The sequence below is a fragment of the Streptomyces sp. NPDC002602 genome (genome assembly GCF_042889445.1).
In the GTDB taxonomy this organism is placed as follows: domain Bacteria; phylum Actinomycetota; class Actinomycetes; order Streptomycetales; family Streptomycetaceae; genus Streptomyces.
In genome coordinates, this window is sequence record NZ_JBIAQX010000016.1 from 41,284 (window position 1) to 60,806 (window position 19,523).

Sequence of the window (19,523 nt, forward strand, 5' to 3'; positions counted from 1 at the left end):
CTCAGGCACCGCCTTCCGGGGGGCCGTCGAGGATCTGCATCGGGTCGTCGTAGCGCTGGTGGATGTACGGGAGGAGGGCTTGGGCGCTGACCCGCTCGACGACCCTGCCCCGCTGGTCGGTGGTCTTCTCCCCGATGGTGATCTCCACGAGACGGCGTACGGGAAGATCCGCGACCGGGTCGAACATCGACTCGCGCAACACCACGTCACCGGTGACGTGCTCCAGCTTGCGGACCTTCTCGTTGCGGGTGCAGTGCACGAGGACGGGCTCGACGTCGAAGCCCGAACCGTCCACGGCGGGCAGGAACTTGAAGTAGAAATCGGTCTTGGTGGCGGGTGCGGGCAGGGGCAGCGCGCGGTCCACCGCCCCGCGCACCTCGACGAAGGCGATCCCGTGCCGGGCGAGGGCGGCCCGTACGACGAGCCCGTCCCGCTCGACGGTGACCTCGCCCAGTTTCTTGGGCTCCCCGAACACCTCCCGGCCGCCGACCAGGGCCCGCTCGTGCGTCATCGGCATGACGAGCGGGTACCAGCCCTCGACGCCGCCGTGTCGGGCGGCCACGGCCACGGAGCCCGCGCCGAGCGGGTAGCCGGGCAGGTCGACCTTGCTGATGTTGGCTCGTACGAGGGGCCGCTCGGCGGGCTTGAGCGGTGGCGGCAGGACGGCCGCGATCACGTCCGGGTCGCTCTCCCAGACCGCCACCACCCCGGTGGACCAGATGTCCGGGAGCTTCGAGCTCTTCTCGCGCGACGCCGCGATCTCCGCCTCGGTGCGCGCTCCGTACCGTACGCGTGCCATGGGTGTACCACCCTTCGCTGGGTTTCCCGGGGGTTCTGTAACACAGTTACACCGTCGACGATGAAGGGTAAAGACCCACGCACACACCGGAATTGACGGTCCGACAGATTGGCGGCCTCCCTCATGGCCCGAAACGCGCTGACCCGCGAGGAGGTGTTGGAGGCGGCCTCGTCGCTGGTCAGGCAGCACGGCCCGGCGGCACTCACCATGCGCAAACTCGCCGCCGAACTGGGCACGGCCGTCACCTCCATCTACTGGCACGTCGGCAACCGCGAATCGCTGCTCGACGCCCTCGTGGAACGGACTGTCCGGGACATGGGCGCGATCCTGCCCCGCGCCCCGTCCGGGGGAACGGCGGCGGGCCGCACCCCGGCCGACCGGATCCTCTCCGTGGCCCGGACCCTGCGCCGGGAACTGCGCGAACGCCCCCACCTGATCGCGATGGTCCACGAACGCGGGCTCACCGAGCGGATGTTCCTGCCCGCCCAGCGGGCCCTGGTCCACGAGGTGCACGCCGCCGGGCTGCGCGGGGCGCGGGCCGCCGACGCGGTCCGCGCGATCCAGTTCCAGGTCGTCGGCTTCCTGCTCGTCGAGCGCAACCGCGAGCGCTCGCCCGTCCAGTCCCCCGCCGAGAGCGAGCTCTGGGACCCCGCCGACGCCCCCGACGACCGGGCGCTCGCCCGGGCCCTGGCCCGCCCGGCCGACCCGGAACGACTGTTCCTGCTCTCGGTACGGGCCCTCGTGAGCGCCCTCCTGTCCCCGCCGGCCCGACCCGCGCCGACTCGAACACCTCGCGACGGATGACCTCGTCGCGGCTCTCGGGTGACCTCGTCGCGACCCCCGGTCGACGGCCCGGGTACCCCGGCGGGGCCACGGGTGTCAGTCGGGGCCGATATCCTCTGTGACCATGCTCGACGACCGTACGACCGCAGAGACGATGTGGCCGACCGCGTACCCACAGGGGTACGCGGTCGTCGACGTGGAGACCACCGGGCTCGCTCGCGACGACCGGATAGTGTCCGCGGCCGTCTACCGGCTCGACGCGCGGGGCAACGTGGAGGACCACTGGTACACGCTGGTCAACCCGCGCAGGGATCCGGGCCCGGTCTGGATCCACGGCCTCACCAGCGCCATGCTCCAGGACGCGCCGCTCTTCGAGGACATCGCCGAGGAGTTCGCGGGTCGCCTCTCGGACCGTGTGCTCGTCGCCCACAACGCCATCTTCGACTGGCAGATGATCTCCCGGGAGTACGCGCGGGCCGCCACGACGGCGCCCGTCCGTCAGCGGCTGTGCACCATCGCCCTGTCGAAGGAACTGAAACTGCCGCTGCCCAACCACAAGCTGGAGTCCCTCGCCGCGCACTTCGGCGTGGTCCAGCAGCGCGCCCACCACGCGCTCGACGACGCCCGGGTGCTCGCGGAGGCCTTCCGTCCGTCGCTGCACGCCGCCGCGCGGGACAACGTACGGCTGCCCCTGCTGGAGTGCCGGCCGTTGACGGAGTGGTCGGACACGCCGGTCGCCCCCCGGGTCGGCTACCAGGGGCCGTTCGGCGCGACCAGCTGGCGGGCCTCCCGCAAGCGGCCCGCGTGCCCCCACCCCAACCCGGGGCGGTTCGAGGACGGCAAGCCCCTCAAGCAGGGCATGCGGATCGCCTTCTCCGGGGACACCTCCGTGGACCGGGAGCTGCTGGAGGACCGGGCGATCGAGGCCGGCCTGCACGTCGCGACGAGTGTGTCGCGACTCACGAGCCTGCTCGTCACCAACGACCCGGACTCCTCGACCTCGAAGACCGTCAAGGCGAAGTCCTTCGGCACCCCGGTCCTCGACGAGGCAGCCTTCACCCACCTGCTGCGGGACGTGGCTGCGGCAGACGGGTGAGCGTCGCGCGACTCGCCCGGCGCCCTCCTTCCCGGTCCGCCCGTCCGGTTCCACCCTGTGGCGCATGGCACGTTGTGAGGTCTGCGGAAACGATTACGGGATGTCCTTCGAGGTGCACGCGCAGGGCGCGGTGCACGTCTTCGACTGCTTCTCCTGCGCCATTCACCGCATGGCGCCCATCTGCGAGCACTGCCGGGTCCAGATCATCGGGCAGGGCGTCGACGTCGAGGGGCAGTGGTACTGCGGGGCGCACTGCGCCCGTGCGGCCGGGAAGGCGGGCATCGTCGATCACGTCTGACTCCGCGTCGCTCCCGACCGGGCGTCCCCCGACCCGCCGTCCCGCGAACCCATCGGCTGTCAAACCCGTCACCGAACCCGTCACCGAACCCCTCTGTCCGGACCCCGGACGGCCACCCGGCCGCCGGGGTCTTCTCGGCTGGGGGTAACGTCGAGGGCGTGTACCGCTTTGTACTGACCCGGCAGTGGGTGTGCCTGCACCTCATCGCCCTCGCCCTCATCCCGGCGATGATCAAGTTGGGCTTCTGGCAGTTCCACCGCCATGAGCACCGGGTGGCACAGAACGAGCTGATCGCGAGGAACCTGTACGGGAAGCCGGTGCCCGTCACCGAGCTCACCTCCCCCGGTCACACCGTCCCCCGGGCCGACTACTGGCGCGCGGTCACCGCGACGGGCACGTACGACGCGGCGCACGAGGTCGTGGTCCGCCGCCGGACCAACAACGACGACAAGGTCGGCTTCCACGTCATCACCCCGCTGGTGCTGCGCGACGGCCGGGTCGTCCTGGTCAACCGCGGCTGGGTGGCGGGCGGCGACGACGCGCGCGCCTACCCGCCGGTACCGGCCGCGCCCAAGGGCGAGATCACGGTCACCGGACGACTGAAGGCCGACGAGACGAGCGGCGACAGCGGGATCAGGGACCGCAAGGGGCTGCCGGATCGCCAGGTGATGCTGATCAACAGCACGCAGCAGGCGGAGTCCGTGGGCCGGACCGTCCTCGGCGGCTACGTGGAACTCACCGCACCGGTCCCGGCGAACGACAGCCCGGAGCCGGTGGGCGACCCCGATCACGACTCGATCGGCGCGCACATGGCGTACGCGATCCAGTGGTGGATGTTCACGGCCGGGGTGCCGGTGGGGTGGGTGATCCTGGTGCGCCGGGAGAAGCGGGACCGCGCGGAGGCGGCGGCGAAGGCCTCCTCGGAATCGGTGCCCGCTCCGGCGTAGCGTGTCGGGCATGGATCTTGGACTGAAGGACCGTGTCTACGTCGTCACCGGAGCCACCCGCGGGCTGGGCTTCGCCTCCGCGCGCGAGCTGACCGCCGACGGCGCGAAAGTCGTACTGACCGGCCGCGACGCCGGGCGCGCGGCCGAGGCCGCCGCCTCCCTGGGCCCGAACGCGGTGGGAGTGGCGGCGGACAACGCCGATCCGGCGGCGGCCGCCCGTCTCGTCGCCGAGGCCCGGGAACGCTTCGGGCGCCTCGACGGCATCCTGATCAGCGTCGGCGGCCCGGCCCCGGGCACGGCCGCGGACAACACCGACGAACAGTGGGCCGCCGCCTTCGAGTCGGTCTTCCTGGGCGCGGTCCGGCTCGCGCGCGCCGCGGCGGCCGAGCTGGGCGAGGGAGGCGTCATCGGGTTCGTGCTGTCGGGATCTGTGCACGAGCCGATCCCCGGGCTGACGATCTCGAACGGGCTGCGGCCGGGACTGGCCGGCTTCGCGAAGTCCCTGTCCGTGGAGCTGGGCCCGCGCGGGATCCGGGTGGTCGGGCTGCTGCCGGCCCGGATCGACACGGACCGGGTCCGGGAGCTGGACGCCCTGTCCGGCGACGCGGACACCGCCAGGGTGGCGAACGAGTCCCGGATCCCGCTGCGGCGTTACGGCACACCGGAGGAGTTCGGTCGCACGGCGGCCTTCCTGCTGTCCCCGGCTGCCTCCTACCTGACGGGCGTCATGCTGCCGGTCGACGGAGGCTCACGCCACGGCTTCTGACGACCGCTTGCGACGCCGGCTCGCGCCCCTCGCCGTATGGCTCGGCTCGTGCGGCTCGGGTCTCAGGTGACCCGGGCCGCCCGGTGCGAGCCGACCTTGAGCCGGGCCTCCGCGGGGAGTTCGGGCAGGCCCGCCGAGGCCCGGGCGTGGGCGAGGACCGGCCCGGCGAGCCCGGCCAGGGCGTCGGCCGGGACCGCGTGCGGTTCCAGCTCCAGCGCGACCCGCAGGCTCGGAGTCTCCCGGCGCCCGCGCAGCGCGACCCGGCAGCGGGCGACCCCGTCGAGGGCCCCCGCCTCCGCGGCCACCGCCGACTCCAGCGCCCGCCCGCGCAGCAGCGCGTACGCCCCGTCCCCGGTGTCCACGAGCACGGCGTCCAGGCGGGACCTGCGCAGTTGCGCCAGCAGCCACCACAGTGCGAGCAGCACGCACAGGCCCAGCCCGGCGATCACCGCCCACCACCAGCCGTCCGCGTGCCCGTACCGGCGCCGGACCTCCGCCGTCAGCAGCGGCGCGTACCGGTCGCCGAACGGCCAGGACCGGGTGAGCACCGTGATCCCGACAGCCAGCAGCACGGCTCCGATGATGGCCAGCAGTACCCGGTTGACCGAGCCGAGCATCGCGTCACCCTTTCCGGTTGACCCGTACGCGGGGCCCCGGCTCGTGCACGAGACCCAGTTCCTCGATGCCGACGGCGAGTACCGCCTCCAGGTCGGCCCGTACCTCGTCCAGTTCGCGGAAGTGCGAGCCGGCCCGTACCCCGATGCGGGACCGGCCCACCTTGACCCGCACGGAGTTCACCCCGGACACCTCCATGGCCCGGTCGCGCAGCACCAGCCCGGCCGCCTTGCGCCCCAGCCCGGCCCGCACCCCCGACTCCGAGGTGCGCATCTGCAGGATTCCGCGCAGCCCCGGGGTGATCGCCAGCACCAGCAGGACCGCCCCGATCAGCGCCAGGACCCCGGCGCCGATCAGGACCTCCGGGTCGGCGGGGGTGTAGCGCTCCAGTTGGCGGGCGAGTTCCCGACGCCAGCGCATGCCGGGCCGGTGGGCGCGTACGGCCGCCAGGTCGTACAGGAGCACTCCGGCCGCGCCGAGCACGGCCAGCGCGGTCAGCGCGGCCGGGATCCGGCGCGCGGAGCGGAAGCGGCGGGCACCCGCCGTCACCGCAGCCGCCGGTCCCGCCCGGCGGCCGCCGGGCTCAGGTGCACGGGGTGCCGGTGCGCGGGGTGCAGGTGCTCGACCTCGACGGCCACCTCGGGCACCGTCATCGACGCGCACTGTTCGATGCGTTCGGCCACCCGGCGGCGGACGGCCGCGCTCTGGGCGGCGACGTCGGACGGGTAGGGCAGCTCCAGGCTCACCCGTACGCGTGCGATGTCGTGGTGGACGGTGACGGTGGCGTGCGGGGGCGCCGCCGCGTCCGCCTCGGCGACGAGCGCCTCGCGTGCGGCCTGCGCCGCGATCTTGGCGACGACCCGGTCGGCGATGCGGGTGGATCCCCGCTCGCCGGCGGGCACCCGGGTCGGCGTGGCCCGCGGGGTGCTGGTGCTCATAGGGGCCTCACCTGCGCCGGTCGTCGCGTGGGCGGAACAGGTCACCGAGTTCGAGGTCGCCGTCGAAGAAGCGGCCGACGATGAAGCCGATGGCGCCGAGGGCGGCGACCAGCAGAAAGGCACCGAAGCCGCCGAAGTAGCCGGCGAACCCCATTCCCATGCCGGCCAGCAGGCCGGCAACCGCCATGCTCATGCGGGTCCTCTCGGCTAGTGGAGCCTGGATTCCGGCTCGTCGTCTTCCTCGTCGGGCAGCTTGACGTCACTGACCGCGATGTTGACCTCGACGACCTCCAGGCCCGTCATGCGCTCGACCGCCGAGATGACGTTCTCGCGTACGGCCCGGGCGACATCGCGGATCGACACGCCGTAGTCGACGACGATCTCCAGATCGAGAGCCGTCTGGACCTCGCCGACCTCCGCCTTGACGCCCCGGGACACGGAGGCTTTCGCCCCGCCGGGAACGCGGTCGCGGACGGCGCCGAAGGTGCGGGAGAGGCCGGTGCCGCTGCCCATCGCGTGGACTCCGACCACCTCGCGGGCGGCCAGTCCGGCGATCTTCTCGACCACCCCGTCGGCGATGCTGGTGCGGCCCCGTTCGGCCGGGTCCCGGTGGGAACCCCCTGCTGTGGATTCGGTCATCGTGTGTCCCTTCGCGCTTGCGGACTCCCGACCACGGTAAGCGCGAAGGCGCCTCGGCGCGCCGTGGACTGGGCCGATCGGTCCACCCTCCGCCGTCCGCCCGCCCGACCCGGCGCCGACCGGGTTCCGGCGGCACGGACACCGGGCCGCGGAATGGCGGCGAGCCCGCACACGCCGACGGGGCCCGGACCCCCCGCGCGCACGGCGCCGGTGCGCGGGGGGTCCGGGCCCCGTCGGGGCGTGGAGGGGTCGAGGGTCAGTCGGAGAGCCCCGCCAGGTCACGCAGGCGACGCGCCTGGGCGGCGCGCTCCGCGGTGCGCTGGGCGTCGTAGGGCCGGGCCGTGGCCTCTCGGAGCAGGGCCTTGGTCTCGATGACCGCGTCCCGCGGCGGGGCCAGGAGCGCGGTGGTCAGGTCCTTGACGGCCGCGTCGAGTTCGTCGACGGCGACCACCAGGTTGGCGAGGCCCACCCGCTCGGCCTCCTCGGCGTGCACGGAGCGTCCCGTCGCGCAGATCTCCAGCGCGCGGGCGTAGCCGACGAGCGAGGTCAGCGGCTGGGTCCCGGCCAGGTCGGGCACCAGTCCCAGGCTGGTCTCGCGCATGGCGAACTGGACGTCGTCCGCCACCACGCGCAGGTCGCACGCGAGCGCGAGCTGGAAGCCGGCGCCGATCGCGTGCCCCTGCACGGCGGCGACGGAGATGATGTCGTTGCGCCGCCACCAGGTGAATGCCTCCTGGTACTCGGCGATGGTGCTGTCGAGCAGTTCGTCCGAACCGCGCGCCAGATCGAGGAAGGACGGCTCACCCTCGAAGCCTTCAGGGGTGAACGCCTGACGGTCGAGCCCTGCGGAGAAGGACTTGCCTTCGCCGCGCAGCACGACGACCCGAACGGTGCCCGGCAGCGACCGTCCGGCCTCCGTCAACGCCCGCCAGAGCGCGGGGGATTGAGCGTTTCGCTTGGCCGGATTGGTCAATGTCACCGTGGCGACCGTGTCGTCGACGGTGAGCCGTACGCCGTCCTTGTCGAGCAGAGCCATGTCGGTGCCCTCCGGTGTGTAGTCGGCCGCGAGCCCGGCCTAAGTGACTGCACAGTAACCACCCGGTCGACCACATGACCGACCGGGGGGTCACCGAAGGAACCATCAAAGCCTCGGAACCGTTTGAGCAGAACGTCAAACGTCACGCATGGAGCTGTGGAGCGTCTCCGGCCGGATCAGGCCGAGGCCGCCTTCTTGCCGCGCGTCGCGCCACCGCGACCACGCAGCACGACTCCGGACTCACTGAGCATCCGATGGACGAATCCGTACGACCGACCGGTTTCGTCGGCCAGCGCCCGGATACTCGCACCGGAGTCATATTTCTTCTTCAGGTCTGCCGCGAGCTTGTCGCGCGCGGCGCCGGTTACCCGGCTGCCCTTCTTCAGAGTCTCGGCCACCCGTGCCTCCTCATGGGAAGTGCGCTCTGGACTTCTCATGATCACCCCTCCCACGCTTCCTGGCCACCCATTCAGCAAGGTCGGTGCGACGGCATTTCTCAAGGAGTGGACACCGCGGCGGAACGGGATCTCCCCTTCCGTCGCATGACCTCCGTCACATTCCTTCACCCTCGACATGAATCAGCAGGTCAGGGGCCCGGCGCGGAAAAGACAACGGCTCCGGCCGCTTACCCGAACGGGTAGGGCCGGAGCCGTCGAACACCGTGCTGCGGTATGAGACCGCCTCACTCAGATGATGGATCACACGTGGGCCGAATGATCCATAAGGAACTGGATCAACGAACCGGAACCCCTCGGAGGTCCTTCGACACGCCGATCAGGCGAGGGCGACCAGGTCCCGGTAGTCCGGACCCCACAGGTCCTCGACCCCGTCCGGCAGCAGGATGATCCGCTCCGGTTCCAGCGCCTCGACCGCGCCCTCGTCGTGCGTGACGAGGATGACGGCGCCCTTGTACGTGCGCAGCGCGCCCAGGATCTCCTCGCGGCTGGCCGGGTCGAGGTTGTTCGTGGGCTCGTCGAGGAGCAGTACGTTCGCCGAGGAGACGACCAGCGTGGCCAGGGCCAGCCGGGTCTTCTCGCCGCCGGAGAGCACGCCCGCGGGCTTGTCCACGTCGTCGCCGGAGAACAGGAACGAGCCGAGCGTCTTGCGGACGGCGACCAGGTCCAGGTCCGGGGCGGAGGAGCGCATGTTCTCCAGGACCGTGCGCTCCGGGTCCAGGGTCTCGTGCTCCTGGGCGTAGTAGCCCAGCTTGAGGCCGTGACCGGGGACGACCGTGCCGGTGTCCGGCTTCTCGGTGCCCGAGAGCAGGCGCAGCAGCGTGGTCTTGCCGGCGCCGTTGAGGCCGAGGATGACCACGCGGGAGCCCTTGTCGATGGCCAGGTCGACGTCGGTGAAGATCTCCAGGGACCCGTAGGACTTCGACAGGCCCTCGGCGGTGAGCGGGGTCTTGCCGCAGGGCGCCGGGTCCGGGAAGCGGAGCTTGGCGACCTTGTCGGAGACGCGGACGGCGTCGAGGCCCGCGAGCAGCCGGTCGGCGCGCTTGGCCATGTTCTGCGCGGCGACGGTCTTGGTGGCCTTGGCGCGCATCTTGTCGGCCTGCGAGTTCAGGGCCGCGGCCTTCTTCTCGGCGTTCTGGCGTTCGCGCTTGCGGCGCTTCTCGTCGGCCTCGCGCTGCTGCTGGTAGAGCTTCCAGCCCATGTTGTAGACGTCGATCTGGGAGCGGTTCGCGTCCAGGTAGAAGACCTTGTTGACGACGGTCTCGACCAGGTCGACGTCGTGGGAGATCACGATGAAGCCGCCGCGGTAGGTCTTCAGGTAGTCGCGCAGCCAGACGATGGAGTCGGCGTCGAGGTGGTTCGTCGGCTCGTCGAGGAGCAGGGTGTCGGCGTCCGAGAAGAGGATGCGGGCGAGCTCGACGCGGCGGCGCTGGCCACCGGAGAGGGTGTGGAGCGGCTGGCCGAGGACCCGGTCGGGCAGGCCGAGGGCGGCCGAGATGGTCGCGGCCTCCGCCTCGGCGGCGTACCCGCCCTTGGTCAGGAACTCGGTCTCCTGGCGCTCGTACTGCTTCATCGCCTTGTCGCGGGTGCCGCCGGAGCCGGTGGCGATGCGCTCCTCGTTCATGCGCATCTTCTTGATCAGCACGTCGAGGCCGCGTGCGGAGAGGATCCGGTCGCGGGCCAGTACGTCGAGGTCGCCGGTGCGCGGGTCCTGCGGCAGGTAGCCGACCTCACCGGATCGGGTGATCGTTCCGCCGGCGGGCTGGCCCTCGCCCGCGAGGCACTTGGTGAGGGTGGTCTTGCCCGCCCCGTTGCGGCCGACCAGACCGATGCGGTCGCCCTTGGCGACGCGGAAGGAGGCGGACTCGATGAGGATGCGGGCGCCGGCGCGCAGCTCGATGCCGGTGGCGGTGATCACGGAAATACTCCAGGGCGGTGGGGACGGCGGAAGGGGGGCAGGACGCGCGGGACTCCGACGCCGCTAATCCGCGAGGAGATTTGCCATGGAGACATTCTAACGGGGGCGCGCAACCACTTTTCGGGCCGCCCGGCATCGATCACGCCCGGCGGCGGCCCCTCCCCCGTGTCCCCCGTTCGGCGCAGGGCCCACGCCGATCACCCGGGGCGCGTATCAGGATGAAGGGGTTGATACTCGCCGCAGGGGCGGACACGAGGAATCGAGGGCGGTGCGGCATGCAGTTCGACGACGACGCCAATCTGGACACGTCCGAGGTCAAGGACGTGCGGGGCAGCCGCATCCCCGGCGGGAAGGCCACGGTCGGCGGCGGCATCGTCGGTTTGATCGCACTGGTCATGGGGTTGCTCTTCGGCGTGGGCCCCGAGCAACTGGGGCTGACCGAGGGCAACCCCGAGCCGGTGGCCACCTCCTCTTCCGCGAGCCAGGTGCAGCAGGCCTGCCGCACGGGGCAGGACGCGAACACCCGTGAGGACTGCCGGCTCGTCGCGGTGGTGAACAGCACCCAGGACTTCTGGAAGCAGGAGTTCCAAAGGCGCGGGGGCCGGTACACCCCGGCCTCCACGGTGTTCTTCACCGGCCGGGTGAACACCGCGTGCGGCACGGCCACCTCCGCGGTCGGCCCCTTCTACTGCCCGTCCGACCGGCAGGTCTACCTGGACCTCGGCTTCTTCGAGGAGCTGCGGACGAAGTTCGGCGCGAGCGGCGGCCCCTTCGCCCAGGCCTATGTCGTCGCCCACGAGTACGGGCACCACATCCAGAACCTGACCGGCACCCTCCAGCGGGCCCAGGACGGCCGGCAGGGCGCGAACAGCAACGCGGTCAAGGTCGAGCTCCAGGCGGACTGCTACGCGGGGGTGTGGGCGCACAACGCGACGCGCACCCCGGACGAGTCCACCGGGCGCCCGCTGATCACGAAGCTGACCGACGAGGACATCAAGGACGGTCTGGACGCGGCGGCGGCGGTCGGCGACGACCGGATCCAGGAGAAGTTCCAGGGGCGGGTCACCCCGGAGTCGTGGACGCACGGCAGCGCCGAGCAGCGCCGGCAGTGGTTCTACCAGGGCTACCGGACCGGCGACATGGCCCAGTGCAACACCTTCCGCTGACTGTCGGTGGCGCCTGCCATGCTGTGTCGTGGGTCACATGCCGGTGGTGACAGGCCGTTGGTCACGGACCCGTCCAGGCACGCAGGCGCACTGCACCAGAGGGAGTGATCGTCATGGCAGGTGTTCCGTCCGTCTACCCGACTCTGCTCTACCGCGACGCCAAGACCGCGATCCAACTGCTGACGGAGGCGTTCGGGTTCACGCAGGTCGCGGTGTACGAGGGTGAGGACGGGGCCGTGATGCACGCGGAACTGTCCTACGGCAACGGCGCGGTGATGCTCGGCAGCAAGGGCCGCGGCGGACAGTTCGACGAGGTCATGGCGCAAGCCGGGCCGGCGGGGGTGTACGTGGTCGTCGACGACGTGGACGCCCACCACCGCAGAGCGGTCGAGCACGGGGTGGAGATCCTGATGGAGCCCACCGACCAGGACTACGGATCGCGCGATTACATGGCGCGCGACGCCGAGGGCAACGTCTGGAGCTTCGGGACGTACGCGCCGCAGATCTGACCCTGCGGCGCGTCCTTCGGCGCCTCGTTGCCGTGCGCGGGCTACGCCCCGCCGGTGTGCACCTGGAAGGCGGCCCGCCGGACCGCCTTGGCCAGGGCGGGGTCGGGGTGGGCCGCGGCCAGCGCGACCAGGACCTGCACGGTGCGCGGGTGGCCGACGGCGCGGACCTCGTCGAGCAGCCGCGGGACCGTGGTGCGGACCGCCGAGTCGAGGTGGCGGGCCAGCAGTTCGGCCTCGCCGTGGTCGGCGATGGCCGCCGCCGTGTCCACCCACAACCAGGTGGACTCCTCGGCGGTGAGCACGTCCTGGGCCTCGTCCGGGTCCACTCCGTCGTGTTCGGCGAGCCAGAGCAGGGCGTACGGGCGCAGCGCGGGTTCCCGTACGGCGGCGCGCACGTCGGGCTCGGCGGGGGCGCCGACCACGCGAAGGGCCTCGAAGGCGAGTCCGCGCGTCAGGGCGTCCTCGCCGCGGGCGGCCTGGAGGAGTTCGCCGACGGCGTGGCCGACGGGCCGGGCGGCGAGCCAGGCCCGGTACTCGGCGCGGGCGGGTCCCGGGGTGAGCCGGGCGCAGCCGTGCAGCATCGCGGCGGCGGACTGCTCGATGTTCCCGGCGGGGCTCTGCGCGGCGACGCAGATCTGTTCCAGCTTGACCCAGACGGCCCAACTGCCCAGGGGCGTCAGGGCGGCCTGTGCGGGGCCGAGGGTGACGGCGTCCACGGCGGCGAGGCCGCCGAGCGCCCAGCGCAGCAGCCGGGCGAGCGGAACGGGCTGCGCGGGGGCGCCCTGCGCCGGGAGGACGGCCTGCGCGGTCGCCGCGGTGGCCGTCGCCCCGTCCGGGTCGCCGTTCGCCCCGTCCGGGTCGCCGTTCGCGCAGCTCCCGTAGGGCACTTCGCAGCGCTCGTCGCGCAGTTCGGTGACGCGCTGGTCGAGCAGGTCCAGCAGGTCCGGGACGGTCACCGGGCCGGCGGACAGTTGGAGCAACGAGAGCAGTTGCGGCATGGCCTCGACCACTTCCGCAACGACGGCGGGGGCGATGTCGGCGGGGGCCGGGTGGACGAGGGACCAGGCGTCGAAGAGGGCCACCCAACCCCGCAGCACGGCCGTGTCGTCGCGGTCCCAGGCGCGCAGCCGCCAGCCCGGCCGGGCGTCGCCGCCGTGCACCTCGACGAGACCGGAGAGTCGGGAGCGGTCCCAGCCGACCCTGATCTGGCCGTGGGTCAGGTTCAGTTCCGCCGAGGCCCGTTCGACGTCGGCGGTCGACAGTCCCGCCGCCGGTGCGGGTCGGCCGCCGTCGCCCGCCCCGAGGTGCAGCTCGGCCCAGCGGGCCAACCGCACCGCGTCGGCGAGGGAGGCCCGGGCCCTGTTCGCCAGCTCGGCCGTGGCGGGTGTGCCCGCCGGAGGCCGGGGGGCGGGTCGGGTCCTTCGGTCGGTCACCGCCTTGCGGGCCGCGGCCACGGAACGCGGGGAGACGAGTCGGAGTCTGGAGTCGCGAGCCAACTGCTCATCAGGCTTTCGGGACGTCACGGAAGCAGTCTCGCCCGTCACTGGCCGAAAGCCCAAACGGAAGCGGTCGTTACCGCCGGCCGCCGGGGGGACGGAACGGAACAAACCGCCCTCCGCATCCCGTCCGGCACACGCCCGTCACATGGCCCGTCACATGAGGGGGGTGAGAAAGCGGCGCAGCGCCTCCTCGTAGCCGGCGGGGTCGGCGTTCCACATCGCACCGTGCGGGGCGTCGGGAACGGTGCGCAGGGTGACGAGGTCGGGTCGGGCGGCGGCGAGCCGGCGGGACGGCTCCCACGGGGCGAGCCCGTCGTCCGGGCCGTGGAAGATCAGGACGGGGACGCGCAGCGCGGCGGGGTCCGCCCCCGGGGCGCGCCGGTCGGCCCGCAGTCCGGCGCGGCCCTCGGCGGCGCGGACGGCGAGCGGGATCAGCGGCGCGGGGGTGCGTCGGGCGGCGGCCAGGCCCCTCAGGGTGGCGTGCCAGTCGAGCACCGGGGAGTCGAGCACCACCCCCGAGATCCGACCGGCCAGCGCGGACCTCTCGACGACGCGCAGGGCCATGGCGGCCCCCGTGGACCAGCCGTGCAGGATCACCCGGCGGGCGCCGTAGCGGAGGGCGTAGCGGATGGCCGCGTCCAGGTCCCGCCATTCGGATTCGCCGAGGTGGCCGAGGCCGTCCGGGGAGGCGGGGGCGCCCAGGTCGCCGCGGTAGGCGAGGTCGAGGACGGGGAGGTGGTGGCGGTGCAGGAAGGGCATGACCACCATCGGGTGTTCCCGGGTGGCGCCGAGACCGTGCACGGTGATCACCCAGGTGTCCCGGGCCGCGGGGACGAACCAGGCGGGCAGCGGGCCGAGCTCGCCGGGGACGTCCACGTCCGCGTGGTCGAGCCCGAGGGCGGTGCGCGGGTTGCCGAGGTGCACCTGGGGGGTGAGGGTGACCCGGGTTCCGGGGTGGAGGCTGCCGTGGGTGACGGCGACGAGCCGCCGGACGACGGTGTCCGGGGCGTGCGGGACATCGGCGACGACCGGGCCGACCACCGCGTGCACCCCGGGCGCGTCCAGTCCGTACGTGCCGGGGCGCAGGGAGGCGAGCGAGCGGGTCAGCGTGATCCGGTCGGCGGTGATGGAGTGGACGCTGAGGCGGGGGCCGCCGGGGAGCGGGCGGCCGGGTTCGGGGCGCAGGGCCGCGTCGGCGGCGTACCGACCGGCGGCGACGGCGGCAGCGCCGGCACCGATCAGGGTCGTGGTGACGGCCGCTGCCGTCGTCGTGGCGGTTCGCACCGCTCCAGTCTCGGCGCGCGAGGGCGGACGGGCCACCGGAGGGGATGCGTCCGCCTTCGTCGGCGGGGCAAACGGAACGGGGACCGGAACGCTGCCGCCGGGACGTGTGCGGGAGTGATGTAGGTCTCTTCGGGGCCTGCGGGAGGGGCCTCCATCCGGCCGAAGCGCCCGCGCGTGACGGCGTGTTCACCCCGCCCTGACGTGCATTAATCGATATATCTACGAAGGAATCGGGAAATACGACCCGATCGAGCCTCGGCTTGATCCACCACCCGGTCCCATCCAGTTCATCTTCCGTTCACTCAGGTTGCCTACGGTCGCCGAACCACTGACGTCAAACAGAAGCCTGGGTAAATGGAGCACATAACGCTTCTCCTCGGGATCGTGGTCATCACCGCTCTCGTGTTCGACTTCACGAACGGTTTCCACGACACGGCCAACGCGATGGCCACCACCATCTCGACCGGCGCCCTCAAGCCCAAGACCGCGGTCGCCATGTCCGCCGTGCTGAACCTGGTCGGCGCCTTCCTGTCGGTGGAGGTCGCCAAGACGATCTCCAGCGGACTCGTCAACGAGAGCGGCATCCAGCCCGAAGTGATCTTCGCGGCGCTCGTCGGCGCGATCCTCTGGAACCTGGTGACCTGGCTGGTCGGCCTGCCCTCCAGCTCCTCGCACGCGCTCATGGGCGGCCTGATCGGCGCGGCCGTCGCCTCGGCCGGTCTCGACGCCGTCAACGGCGGCGTGATCGTCACCAAGGTCCTGCTGCCCGCCATCGCCGCGCCGCTGGTCGCCGGTGTCGCCGCGATGCTGGCCACGAAGCTCTCGTACAAGGTCGGCAAGAACCTCGGCGAGAAGACCTCGGCCAAGGGCTTCCGGGCCGGTCAGATCACCTCCGCAGGTCTCGTCTCGCTGGCGCACGGCACCAACGACGCGCAGAAGACGATGGGCATCATCACCCTGGCGCTCGTCGCCGGGAACGCCCTGCCCGCCGGGTCCAACCCGCCGGTCTGGGTCATCGTCTCCGCGGGTCTCGCCATCGCGATGGGCACCTACCTGGGCGGCTGGCGCATCATCCGCACCATGGGCAGCGGCCTGACCGACCTGCACCCGCAGCAGGGCTTCGCCGCCCAGACCTCGGCCGCCAGCGTCATCCTGGCCTCCTCGAACCTCGGCTTCTCCCTCTCCACCACCCACTCGTGCTCCGGCGCGGTCATGGGCGCGGGGCTGGGTCGCAAGGGCGGTGTGGTCCGCTGGTCCACCGCCACCCGGATGTTCATCGCCTGGGGCCTGACCCTGCCGGCCGCCGGCCTCGTCGCCGCGGGCGCCGAGCTGGTCATGCGCACCGGTGACATCGGCGTCGCCGCCGTCGCGGTCTTCCTCGTCGCGTCCTGCTTCGCCATCTGGGTCATCTCGCGCCGCCAGGTCGTCGACCACCACAACGTCAACGCCGCGGAGCCCGCCGGCTCCGAGGTCGCGATCGAGGAGCCCGGCGTGGTCACCACGGCCATCGCGGCCGTCACCGTCCCGCCGACCCAGGCCGCCGCGGCCTCGATCGCCGCGGACGACGACCTCCGGGCCACCATCCCGGCCGCCGCCGCCCCCGCGGCCCCGACGACCCCGTCGGCTCCGGCCGCCGCGGTCTGACCCCCGAGAACGACAGAGGAATCCGCAGTATGAAGATCGACTGGGCAGCACTCGGCTCCGTCTTCGGGGTCAGCCTCTCCGCCACCGTCGCCCTCGTGGCCCTCTTCACCCTGGGTCTGGTCGGCCTGTCCAAGCACGAGGCCGCCACCGAGCAGGGCGGGGCAGCGACCCTGGCCCGCAGCGGCGCCTACGCGTGCTTCGCGCTCTGCGCGGCGGCCGTGACCTTCGGGATCTACCTGATCGTCAGCTGACGTCGCACGTCCGAAAGCTCCCTCCGGGTCCGTCCCGGGGGGAGCTTTCGCATGCCGCCGCCCCACACTCACCGCAGGTCAACAGCAAGTTGACGGGCGTTCCTGGGCCGTGGTGGACTGCCCGAGCCAATACGGCGGCATGGAGAGGAAGTCCGGTGCGAATCCGGCGCGGTCCCGCCACTGTCACCGGGGAGCGCACACCACCCGTGCGCCCCGGGAGCCAGGAACTCTCGCCGCCGGACACGTCGAACCAGGGCGCGGACCCTGAGTGAGGACATACCTGCCACCATGCGTGCCGATCGCGTTTTCGCGTACGGCGTCACGGCGGGCCTGATCGGCGACCGGATCCTCGGGGATCCGCGCCGCGGGCACCCCGTGGCCGCCTTCGGAAGAGCCGCCGCCTCCGTCGAACGCGCCCTGTGGCGCGACGACCGCGCCCGCGGCGTGGTGCACGCCCTGGTGTGCGTGGGGGGCGCGGCCGCGCTCGGCGCGCTGGGTTCACGAGCCGTGCGCTCCCGGCCCGCGGCCGCCCGTGTCGCCCTCACCGCCGTCGCGACCTGGGCCGTCGTCGGCGGCACCTCCCTCGGACGGGAGGCCCGTGCCATCGGCGGGGCGCTCCGCGCCGGGGACACCGAGGTGGCCCGTGAACGACTGCCGCACCTGTGCGGGCGCGATCCGCAGGCCCTGGACGATCAGCAGATGGCCCGCGCGGTCGTGGAGTCCGTCGCCGAGAACACCTCCGACGCGGTGGTCGGGGCCCTGGTCTGGGGAGCCGTCGCCGGAGTGCCCGGACTGCTGGCCTTCCGCGCCGTGAACACCCTGGACGCGATGGTGGGCCACAGATCGCCCCGCCACCTGCGCTACGGCTGGGCCTCCGCCCGGCTCGACGACCTGGCCGGCTGGCCGGGAGCCCGGCTGACGGCGCTGGCCGCGGTACTGGCCGGCCCCGACCGGCGGGGAGCCGTACGGGCCTGGCGCGCCGACGCCGCCGCGCACCCGAGCCCGAACGCGGGCCCGGTGGAGGCCTCCTTCGCCGGCGCGCTGGGCGTACGGCTGGGCGGCACCCTCGCGTACGGGGGCCGGGTCGAGCACCGGGCCGTGCTGAACGGCGCCGCGGGCCGGCCGGTGGAGGTCGCGGACATCGAACGTGCCGTACGGCTGTCGCGTCGGGTGACGTGGGTGGCGCTGGCCTCGTGTGTGGCACTGCGGTGTGCGGTGTCGCGTCGGTTCGGGAAGGGAAGCGCGTGACGGGCACCAGGCGGGGCGGCGGTCTGTTGGTCGCCGGGACGACCTCGGACGCGGGCAAGAGCGTGGTCACGGCGGGCATCTGTCGCTGGCTGACCCGCCGGGGCGTCAAGGTCGCCCCGTTCAAGGCCCAGAACATGTCGTTGAACTCCTTCGTCACGCGGGAGGGCGCCGAGATCGGGCGGGCCCAGGCCATGCAGGCCCAGGCCGCCCGCGTGGAGCCGACGGCGCTGATGAACCCGGTGCTGCTCAAGCCCGGCGGCGACCAGAGCAGCCAGGTGGTGCTGCTGGGCAAGCCGGTGGGCGAGATGAGCGCGCGCGGGTTCTTCGGGGAGCCCGGGGGGCCATCGGCCGGCAAGGAGCTGCGCGGGGGCGGTCGGGAACGGCTCCTCGGGGTCGTCACGGACTGTCTGGAGCAGCTCCGGGGCACGTATGACGCCGTGATCTGCGAGGGGGCGGGCAGTCCGGCCGAGATCAACCTGCGCCGGACCGACATCGTGAACATGGGCATCGCGCGGGCCGCGCGCTTCCCCGTGGTCGTGGTCGGCGACATCGACCGGGGCGGGGTCTTCGCGTCGTTCTTCGGGACCACGGCGCTGTTGTCGCCCGAGGACCAGTCGCTGATCGCGGGCTACCTGGTGAACAAGTTCCGCGGCGACGTGTCGTTGCTGGAGCCGGGCATGGAGATGCTGCGCGGGCTGACCGGTCGGGCCACCTACGGGGTGCTGCCGTTCCGGCACGGGCTGGGCATCGACGAGGAGGACGGCCTGCGGGTCTCGCTGCGGGGCGCGGTGCGCGAGTCCGCGGTGGCCCCGCCGGTGGGCGCGGACGTGCTGCGCGTCGCGGTGTGCGCGGTTCCGCTGATGTCGAACTTCACGGACGTCGACGCGCTCGCGGCGGAGCCCGGGGTGGTGGTCCGGTTCGTGGACCGGGCCGAGGAACTGGTCGACGCCGACCTGGTCGTCGTACCGGGCACCCGCGGCACGGTGAAGGCGTTGGCGTGGCTGCGGGAGCGCGGTCTCGCCGACGCGCTGGCCGCGCGGGCGGCCGAGGGGCGGCCGGTCCTGGGGATCTGCGGCGGGTTCCAGGTGCTCGGCGAGCACATCGAGGACGAGGTGGAGTCCCGGGCGGGCGCCGTCGACGGTCTCGGCCTGCTGCCGGTGCGGGTCCGCTTCGCCCGGGAGAAGACCCTGGCGCGGCCCGTGGGCTCGGCGCTGGGCGAGGAGGTCTCGGGGTACGAGATCCACCACGGCGTGGCCGAGGTGCTGGGCGGGACCCCGTTCCTGGACGGCTGCCGGGTCGGGGAGGTGTGGGGTACGCACTGGCACGGCTCGCTGGAGTCGGACGGCTTCCGCCGGGCGTTCCTGCGGGAGGTGGCGGCCGCGGCCGGGCGGCGTTTCGTCCCGGCGCCGGACACCTCGTTCGGCGTGCTGCGCGAGGAACAGCTCGACCTGCTGGGCGACCTGATCGAGGAACACGCCGACACCGACGCGCTGCTGCGGCTGATCGAGGGCGGGGCCCCGGCGGGCCTTCCCTTCCTGCCGCCGGGCGCCCCGTGAGGGGCGCGGGCGCCGGTCGGGCCGTACATCCGAGGGGCCGCCGATCCGGCGGCTCCGATGTCCATCGCAAGCCACT

22 protein-coding genes and 1 riboswitch are annotated in these 19,523 nt (G+C 72.7%); of the genes, 11 read left to right on the forward strand and 11 right to left on the reverse strand.

The annotated features are described in order from the left end of the window. Nucleotide 1: 1 nt before the first annotated feature. Nucleotides 2-799 (reverse strand): acetoacetate decarboxylase family protein, encoded by a 798-nt coding sequence (locus ACFYW3_RS30925; protein WP_351759956.1) that lies wholly within the window; start codon nucleotides 797-799, stop codon nucleotides 2-4. A 123-nt stretch (nucleotides 800-922) separates the two neighbouring features. On the opposite strand from ACFYW3_RS30925, the gene ACFYW3_RS30930 reads away from it, so the two are divergent. From ACFYW3_RS30930 to ACFYW3_RS30950, 5 genes are all read left to right on the forward strand, one after another. Beyond that, nucleotides 923-1,603, forward strand: coding sequence for a TetR family transcriptional regulator (locus ACFYW3_RS30930; protein ID WP_351759958.1), 681 nt, complete (start codon nucleotides 923-925; stop codon nucleotides 1,601-1,603). Between the two features lie 97 nt (nucleotides 1,604-1,700). Continuing rightward, nucleotides 1,701-2,678 (forward strand): DEDDh family exonuclease, encoded by a 978-nt coding sequence (locus tag ACFYW3_RS30935; RefSeq protein ID WP_389387987.1) that lies wholly within the window; start codon nucleotides 1,701-1,703, stop codon nucleotides 2,676-2,678. Nucleotides 2,679-2,742: 64 nt separating this feature from the next. Then, complete coding sequence (locus tag ACFYW3_RS30940) at nucleotides 2,743-2,976, forward strand: hypothetical protein (protein ID WP_078998905.1); 234 nt, start codon at nucleotides 2,743-2,745, stop codon at nucleotides 2,974-2,976. Between the two features lie 158 nt (nucleotides 2,977-3,134). Then, nucleotides 3,135-3,923: an SURF1 family protein gene (locus ACFYW3_RS30945; RefSeq protein WP_351759964.1), complete on the forward strand. Its 789-nt coding sequence runs from the start codon at nucleotides 3,135-3,137 to the stop codon at nucleotides 3,921-3,923. A gap of 10 nt (nucleotides 3,924-3,933) precedes the next feature. Then, a complete protein-coding gene (locus ACFYW3_RS30950; RefSeq protein ID WP_351759967.1) occupies nucleotides 3,934-4,689 on the forward strand; it encodes an SDR family oxidoreductase in 756 nt (251 codons plus the stop codon). A 62-nt stretch (nucleotides 4,690-4,751) separates the two neighbouring features. Here ACFYW3_RS30950 and amaP read toward each other — a convergent pair whose 3' ends face one another. From amaP to ACFYW3_RS30990, 8 genes are all read right to left on the reverse strand, one after another. After that, on the reverse strand, nucleotides 4,752-5,306 hold the full coding sequence (gene amaP, locus ACFYW3_RS30955) for an alkaline shock response membrane anchor protein AmaP (protein ID WP_351759970.1): 555 nt from the start codon (nucleotides 5,304-5,306) through the stop codon (nucleotides 4,752-4,754). Between the two features lie 4 nt (nucleotides 5,307-5,310). Next, nucleotides 5,311-5,967: a DUF6286 domain-containing protein gene (locus tag ACFYW3_RS30960; RefSeq protein ID WP_389387988.1), complete on the reverse strand. Its 657-nt coding sequence runs from the start codon at nucleotides 5,965-5,967 to the stop codon at nucleotides 5,311-5,313. Next, the gene (locus ACFYW3_RS30965; RefSeq protein ID WP_351759975.1) at nucleotides 5,850-6,242 is read right to left on the reverse strand and encodes a hypothetical protein; all 393 of its coding nucleotides are present in this window, start codon (nucleotides 6,240-6,242) and stop codon (nucleotides 5,850-5,852) included. The genes ACFYW3_RS30960 and ACFYW3_RS30965 overlap by 118 nt, the downstream gene beginning before the upstream one ends. A gap of 7 nt (nucleotides 6,243-6,249) precedes the next feature. Further along, nucleotides 6,250-6,435, reverse strand: a complete 186-nt coding sequence (locus tag ACFYW3_RS30970; protein ID WP_053678591.1) for a hypothetical protein — start codon at nucleotides 6,433-6,435, stop codon at nucleotides 6,250-6,252. A 14-nt stretch (nucleotides 6,436-6,449) separates the two neighbouring features. Further along, on the reverse strand, nucleotides 6,450-6,881 hold the full coding sequence (locus tag ACFYW3_RS30975) for an Asp23/Gls24 family envelope stress response protein (protein ID WP_053678589.1): 432 nt from the start codon (nucleotides 6,879-6,881) through the stop codon (nucleotides 6,450-6,452). A 256-nt stretch (nucleotides 6,882-7,137) separates the two neighbouring features. After that, a complete protein-coding gene (locus tag ACFYW3_RS30980) occupies nucleotides 7,138-7,917 on the reverse strand; it encodes an enoyl-CoA hydratase/isomerase family protein (protein ID WP_053678587.1) in 780 nt (259 codons plus the stop codon). Between the two features lie 176 nt (nucleotides 7,918-8,093). Beyond that, nucleotides 8,094-8,315 (reverse strand): helix-turn-helix domain-containing protein, encoded by a 222-nt coding sequence (locus ACFYW3_RS30985; protein WP_351761116.1) that lies wholly within the window; start codon nucleotides 8,313-8,315, stop codon nucleotides 8,094-8,096. A 376-nt stretch (nucleotides 8,316-8,691) separates the two neighbouring features. After that, on the reverse strand, nucleotides 8,692-10,290 hold the full coding sequence (locus tag ACFYW3_RS30990) for an ABC-F family ATP-binding cassette domain-containing protein (RefSeq protein ID WP_266972086.1): 1,599 nt from the start codon (nucleotides 10,288-10,290) through the stop codon (nucleotides 8,692-8,694). A gap of 275 nt (nucleotides 10,291-10,565) precedes the next feature. On the opposite strand from ACFYW3_RS30990, the gene ACFYW3_RS30995 reads away from it, so the two are divergent. Both ACFYW3_RS30995 and ACFYW3_RS31000 read left to right on the forward strand, forming a co-directional pair. Further along, nucleotides 10,566-11,456, forward strand: a complete 891-nt coding sequence (locus ACFYW3_RS30995) for a neutral zinc metallopeptidase (protein ID WP_351761118.1) — start codon at nucleotides 10,566-10,568, stop codon at nucleotides 11,454-11,456. Nucleotides 11,457-11,569: 113 nt separating this feature from the next. Then, nucleotides 11,570-11,965 (forward strand): VOC family protein, encoded by a 396-nt coding sequence (locus ACFYW3_RS31000; RefSeq protein ID WP_351761120.1) that lies wholly within the window; start codon nucleotides 11,570-11,572, stop codon nucleotides 11,963-11,965. Nucleotides 11,966-12,006: 41 nt separating this feature from the next. On the opposite strand, the gene ACFYW3_RS31005 is transcribed toward ACFYW3_RS31000, so the two are convergent. Both ACFYW3_RS31005 and ACFYW3_RS31010 read right to left on the reverse strand, forming a co-directional pair. Then, nucleotides 12,007-13,488, reverse strand: coding sequence for a hypothetical protein (locus ACFYW3_RS31005; RefSeq protein WP_389387989.1), 1,482 nt, complete (start codon nucleotides 13,486-13,488; stop codon nucleotides 12,007-12,009). A 129-nt stretch (nucleotides 13,489-13,617) separates the two neighbouring features. Beyond that, nucleotides 13,618-14,748 (reverse strand): alpha/beta hydrolase family protein, encoded by a 1,131-nt coding sequence (locus ACFYW3_RS31010; protein ID WP_389387990.1) that lies wholly within the window; start codon nucleotides 14,746-14,748, stop codon nucleotides 13,618-13,620. Nucleotides 14,749-15,102: 354 nt separating this feature from the next. Between ACFYW3_RS31010 and ACFYW3_RS31015 the strand changes: the two genes are divergently transcribed. The 4 genes from ACFYW3_RS31015 to ACFYW3_RS31030 all read left to right on the forward strand — a co-directional run bounded on the left by ACFYW3_RS31015 (nucleotide 15,103) and on the right by ACFYW3_RS31030 (nucleotide 19,447). Further along, entirely contained in the window at nucleotides 15,103-16,392 is a 1,290-nt protein-coding gene (locus ACFYW3_RS31015) for an inorganic phosphate transporter (RefSeq protein ID WP_351761125.1), read from the forward strand. 29 nt (nucleotides 16,393-16,421) lie between these two features. After that, nucleotides 16,422-16,643 carry a hypothetical protein gene (locus ACFYW3_RS31020; RefSeq protein WP_053678577.1) on the forward strand — a complete coding sequence of 74 codons (222 nt, stop codon included), beginning with the start codon at nucleotides 16,422-16,424 and terminating at the stop codon, nucleotides 16,641-16,643. Nucleotides 16,644-16,786: 143 nt separating this feature from the next. After that, nucleotides 16,787-16,873, forward strand: a riboswitch (cobalamin riboswitch). Between the two features lie 58 nt (nucleotides 16,874-16,931). Further along, on the forward strand, nucleotides 16,932-17,891 hold the full coding sequence (locus tag ACFYW3_RS31025) for a cobalamin biosynthesis protein (protein ID WP_389387991.1): 960 nt from the start codon (nucleotides 16,932-16,934) through the stop codon (nucleotides 17,889-17,891). Then, complete coding sequence (locus ACFYW3_RS31030) at nucleotides 17,888-19,447, forward strand: cobyric acid synthase (RefSeq protein WP_351761130.1); 1,560 nt, start codon at nucleotides 17,888-17,890, stop codon at nucleotides 19,445-19,447. The genes ACFYW3_RS31025 and ACFYW3_RS31030 overlap by 4 nt, the downstream gene beginning before the upstream one ends. The last annotated feature ends 76 nt before the right edge of the window (nucleotides 19,448-19,523 follow it).

Coding starts and splice junctions, on each gene's coding strand:
- ACFYW3_RS30925 (WP_351759956.1), bottom strand. CDS start 799: ATGGCACGCGTACGGTACGGAGCGCGCACCGAGGCGGAGATCGCGGCG.
- ACFYW3_RS30930 (WP_351759958.1), top strand. CDS start 923: ATGGCCCGAAACGCGCTGACCCGCGAGGAGGTGTTGGAGGCGGCCTCG.
- ACFYW3_RS30940 (WP_078998905.1), top strand. CDS start 2,743: ATGGCACGTTGTGAGGTCTGCGGAAACGATTACGGGATGTCCTTCGAG.
- ACFYW3_RS30950 (WP_351759967.1), top strand. CDS start 3,934: ATGGATCTTGGACTGAAGGACCGTGTCTACGTCGTCACCGGAGCCACC.
- amaP (WP_351759970.1), bottom strand. CDS start 5,306: ATGCTCGGCTCGGTCAACCGGGTACTGCTGGCCATCATCGGAGCCGTG.
- ACFYW3_RS30965 (WP_351759975.1), bottom strand. CDS start 6,242: ATGAGCACCAGCACCCCGCGGGCCACGCCGACCCGGGTGCCCGCCGGC.
- ACFYW3_RS30970 (WP_053678591.1), bottom strand. CDS start 6,435: ATGAGCATGGCGGTTGCCGGCCTGCTGGCCGGCATGGGAATGGGGTTC.
- ACFYW3_RS30975 (WP_053678589.1), bottom strand. CDS start 6,881: ATGACCGAATCCACAGCAGGGGGTTCCCACCGGGACCCGGCCGAACGG.
- ACFYW3_RS30980 (WP_053678587.1), bottom strand. CDS start 7,917: ATGGCTCTGCTCGACAAGGACGGCGTACGGCTCACCGTCGACGACACG.
- ACFYW3_RS30995 (WP_351761118.1), top strand. CDS start 10,566: ATGCAGTTCGACGACGACGCCAATCTGGACACGTCCGAGGTCAAGGAC.
- ACFYW3_RS31000 (WP_351761120.1), top strand. CDS start 11,570: ATGGCAGGTGTTCCGTCCGTCTACCCGACTCTGCTCTACCGCGACGCC.
- ACFYW3_RS31015 (WP_351761125.1), top strand. CDS start 15,103: ATGGAGCACATAACGCTTCTCCTCGGGATCGTGGTCATCACCGCTCTC.
- ACFYW3_RS31020 (WP_053678577.1), top strand. CDS start 16,422: ATGAAGATCGACTGGGCAGCACTCGGCTCCGTCTTCGGGGTCAGCCTC.
- ACFYW3_RS31025 (WP_389387991.1), top strand. CDS start 16,932: ATGCGTGCCGATCGCGTTTTCGCGTACGGCGTCACGGCGGGCCTGATC.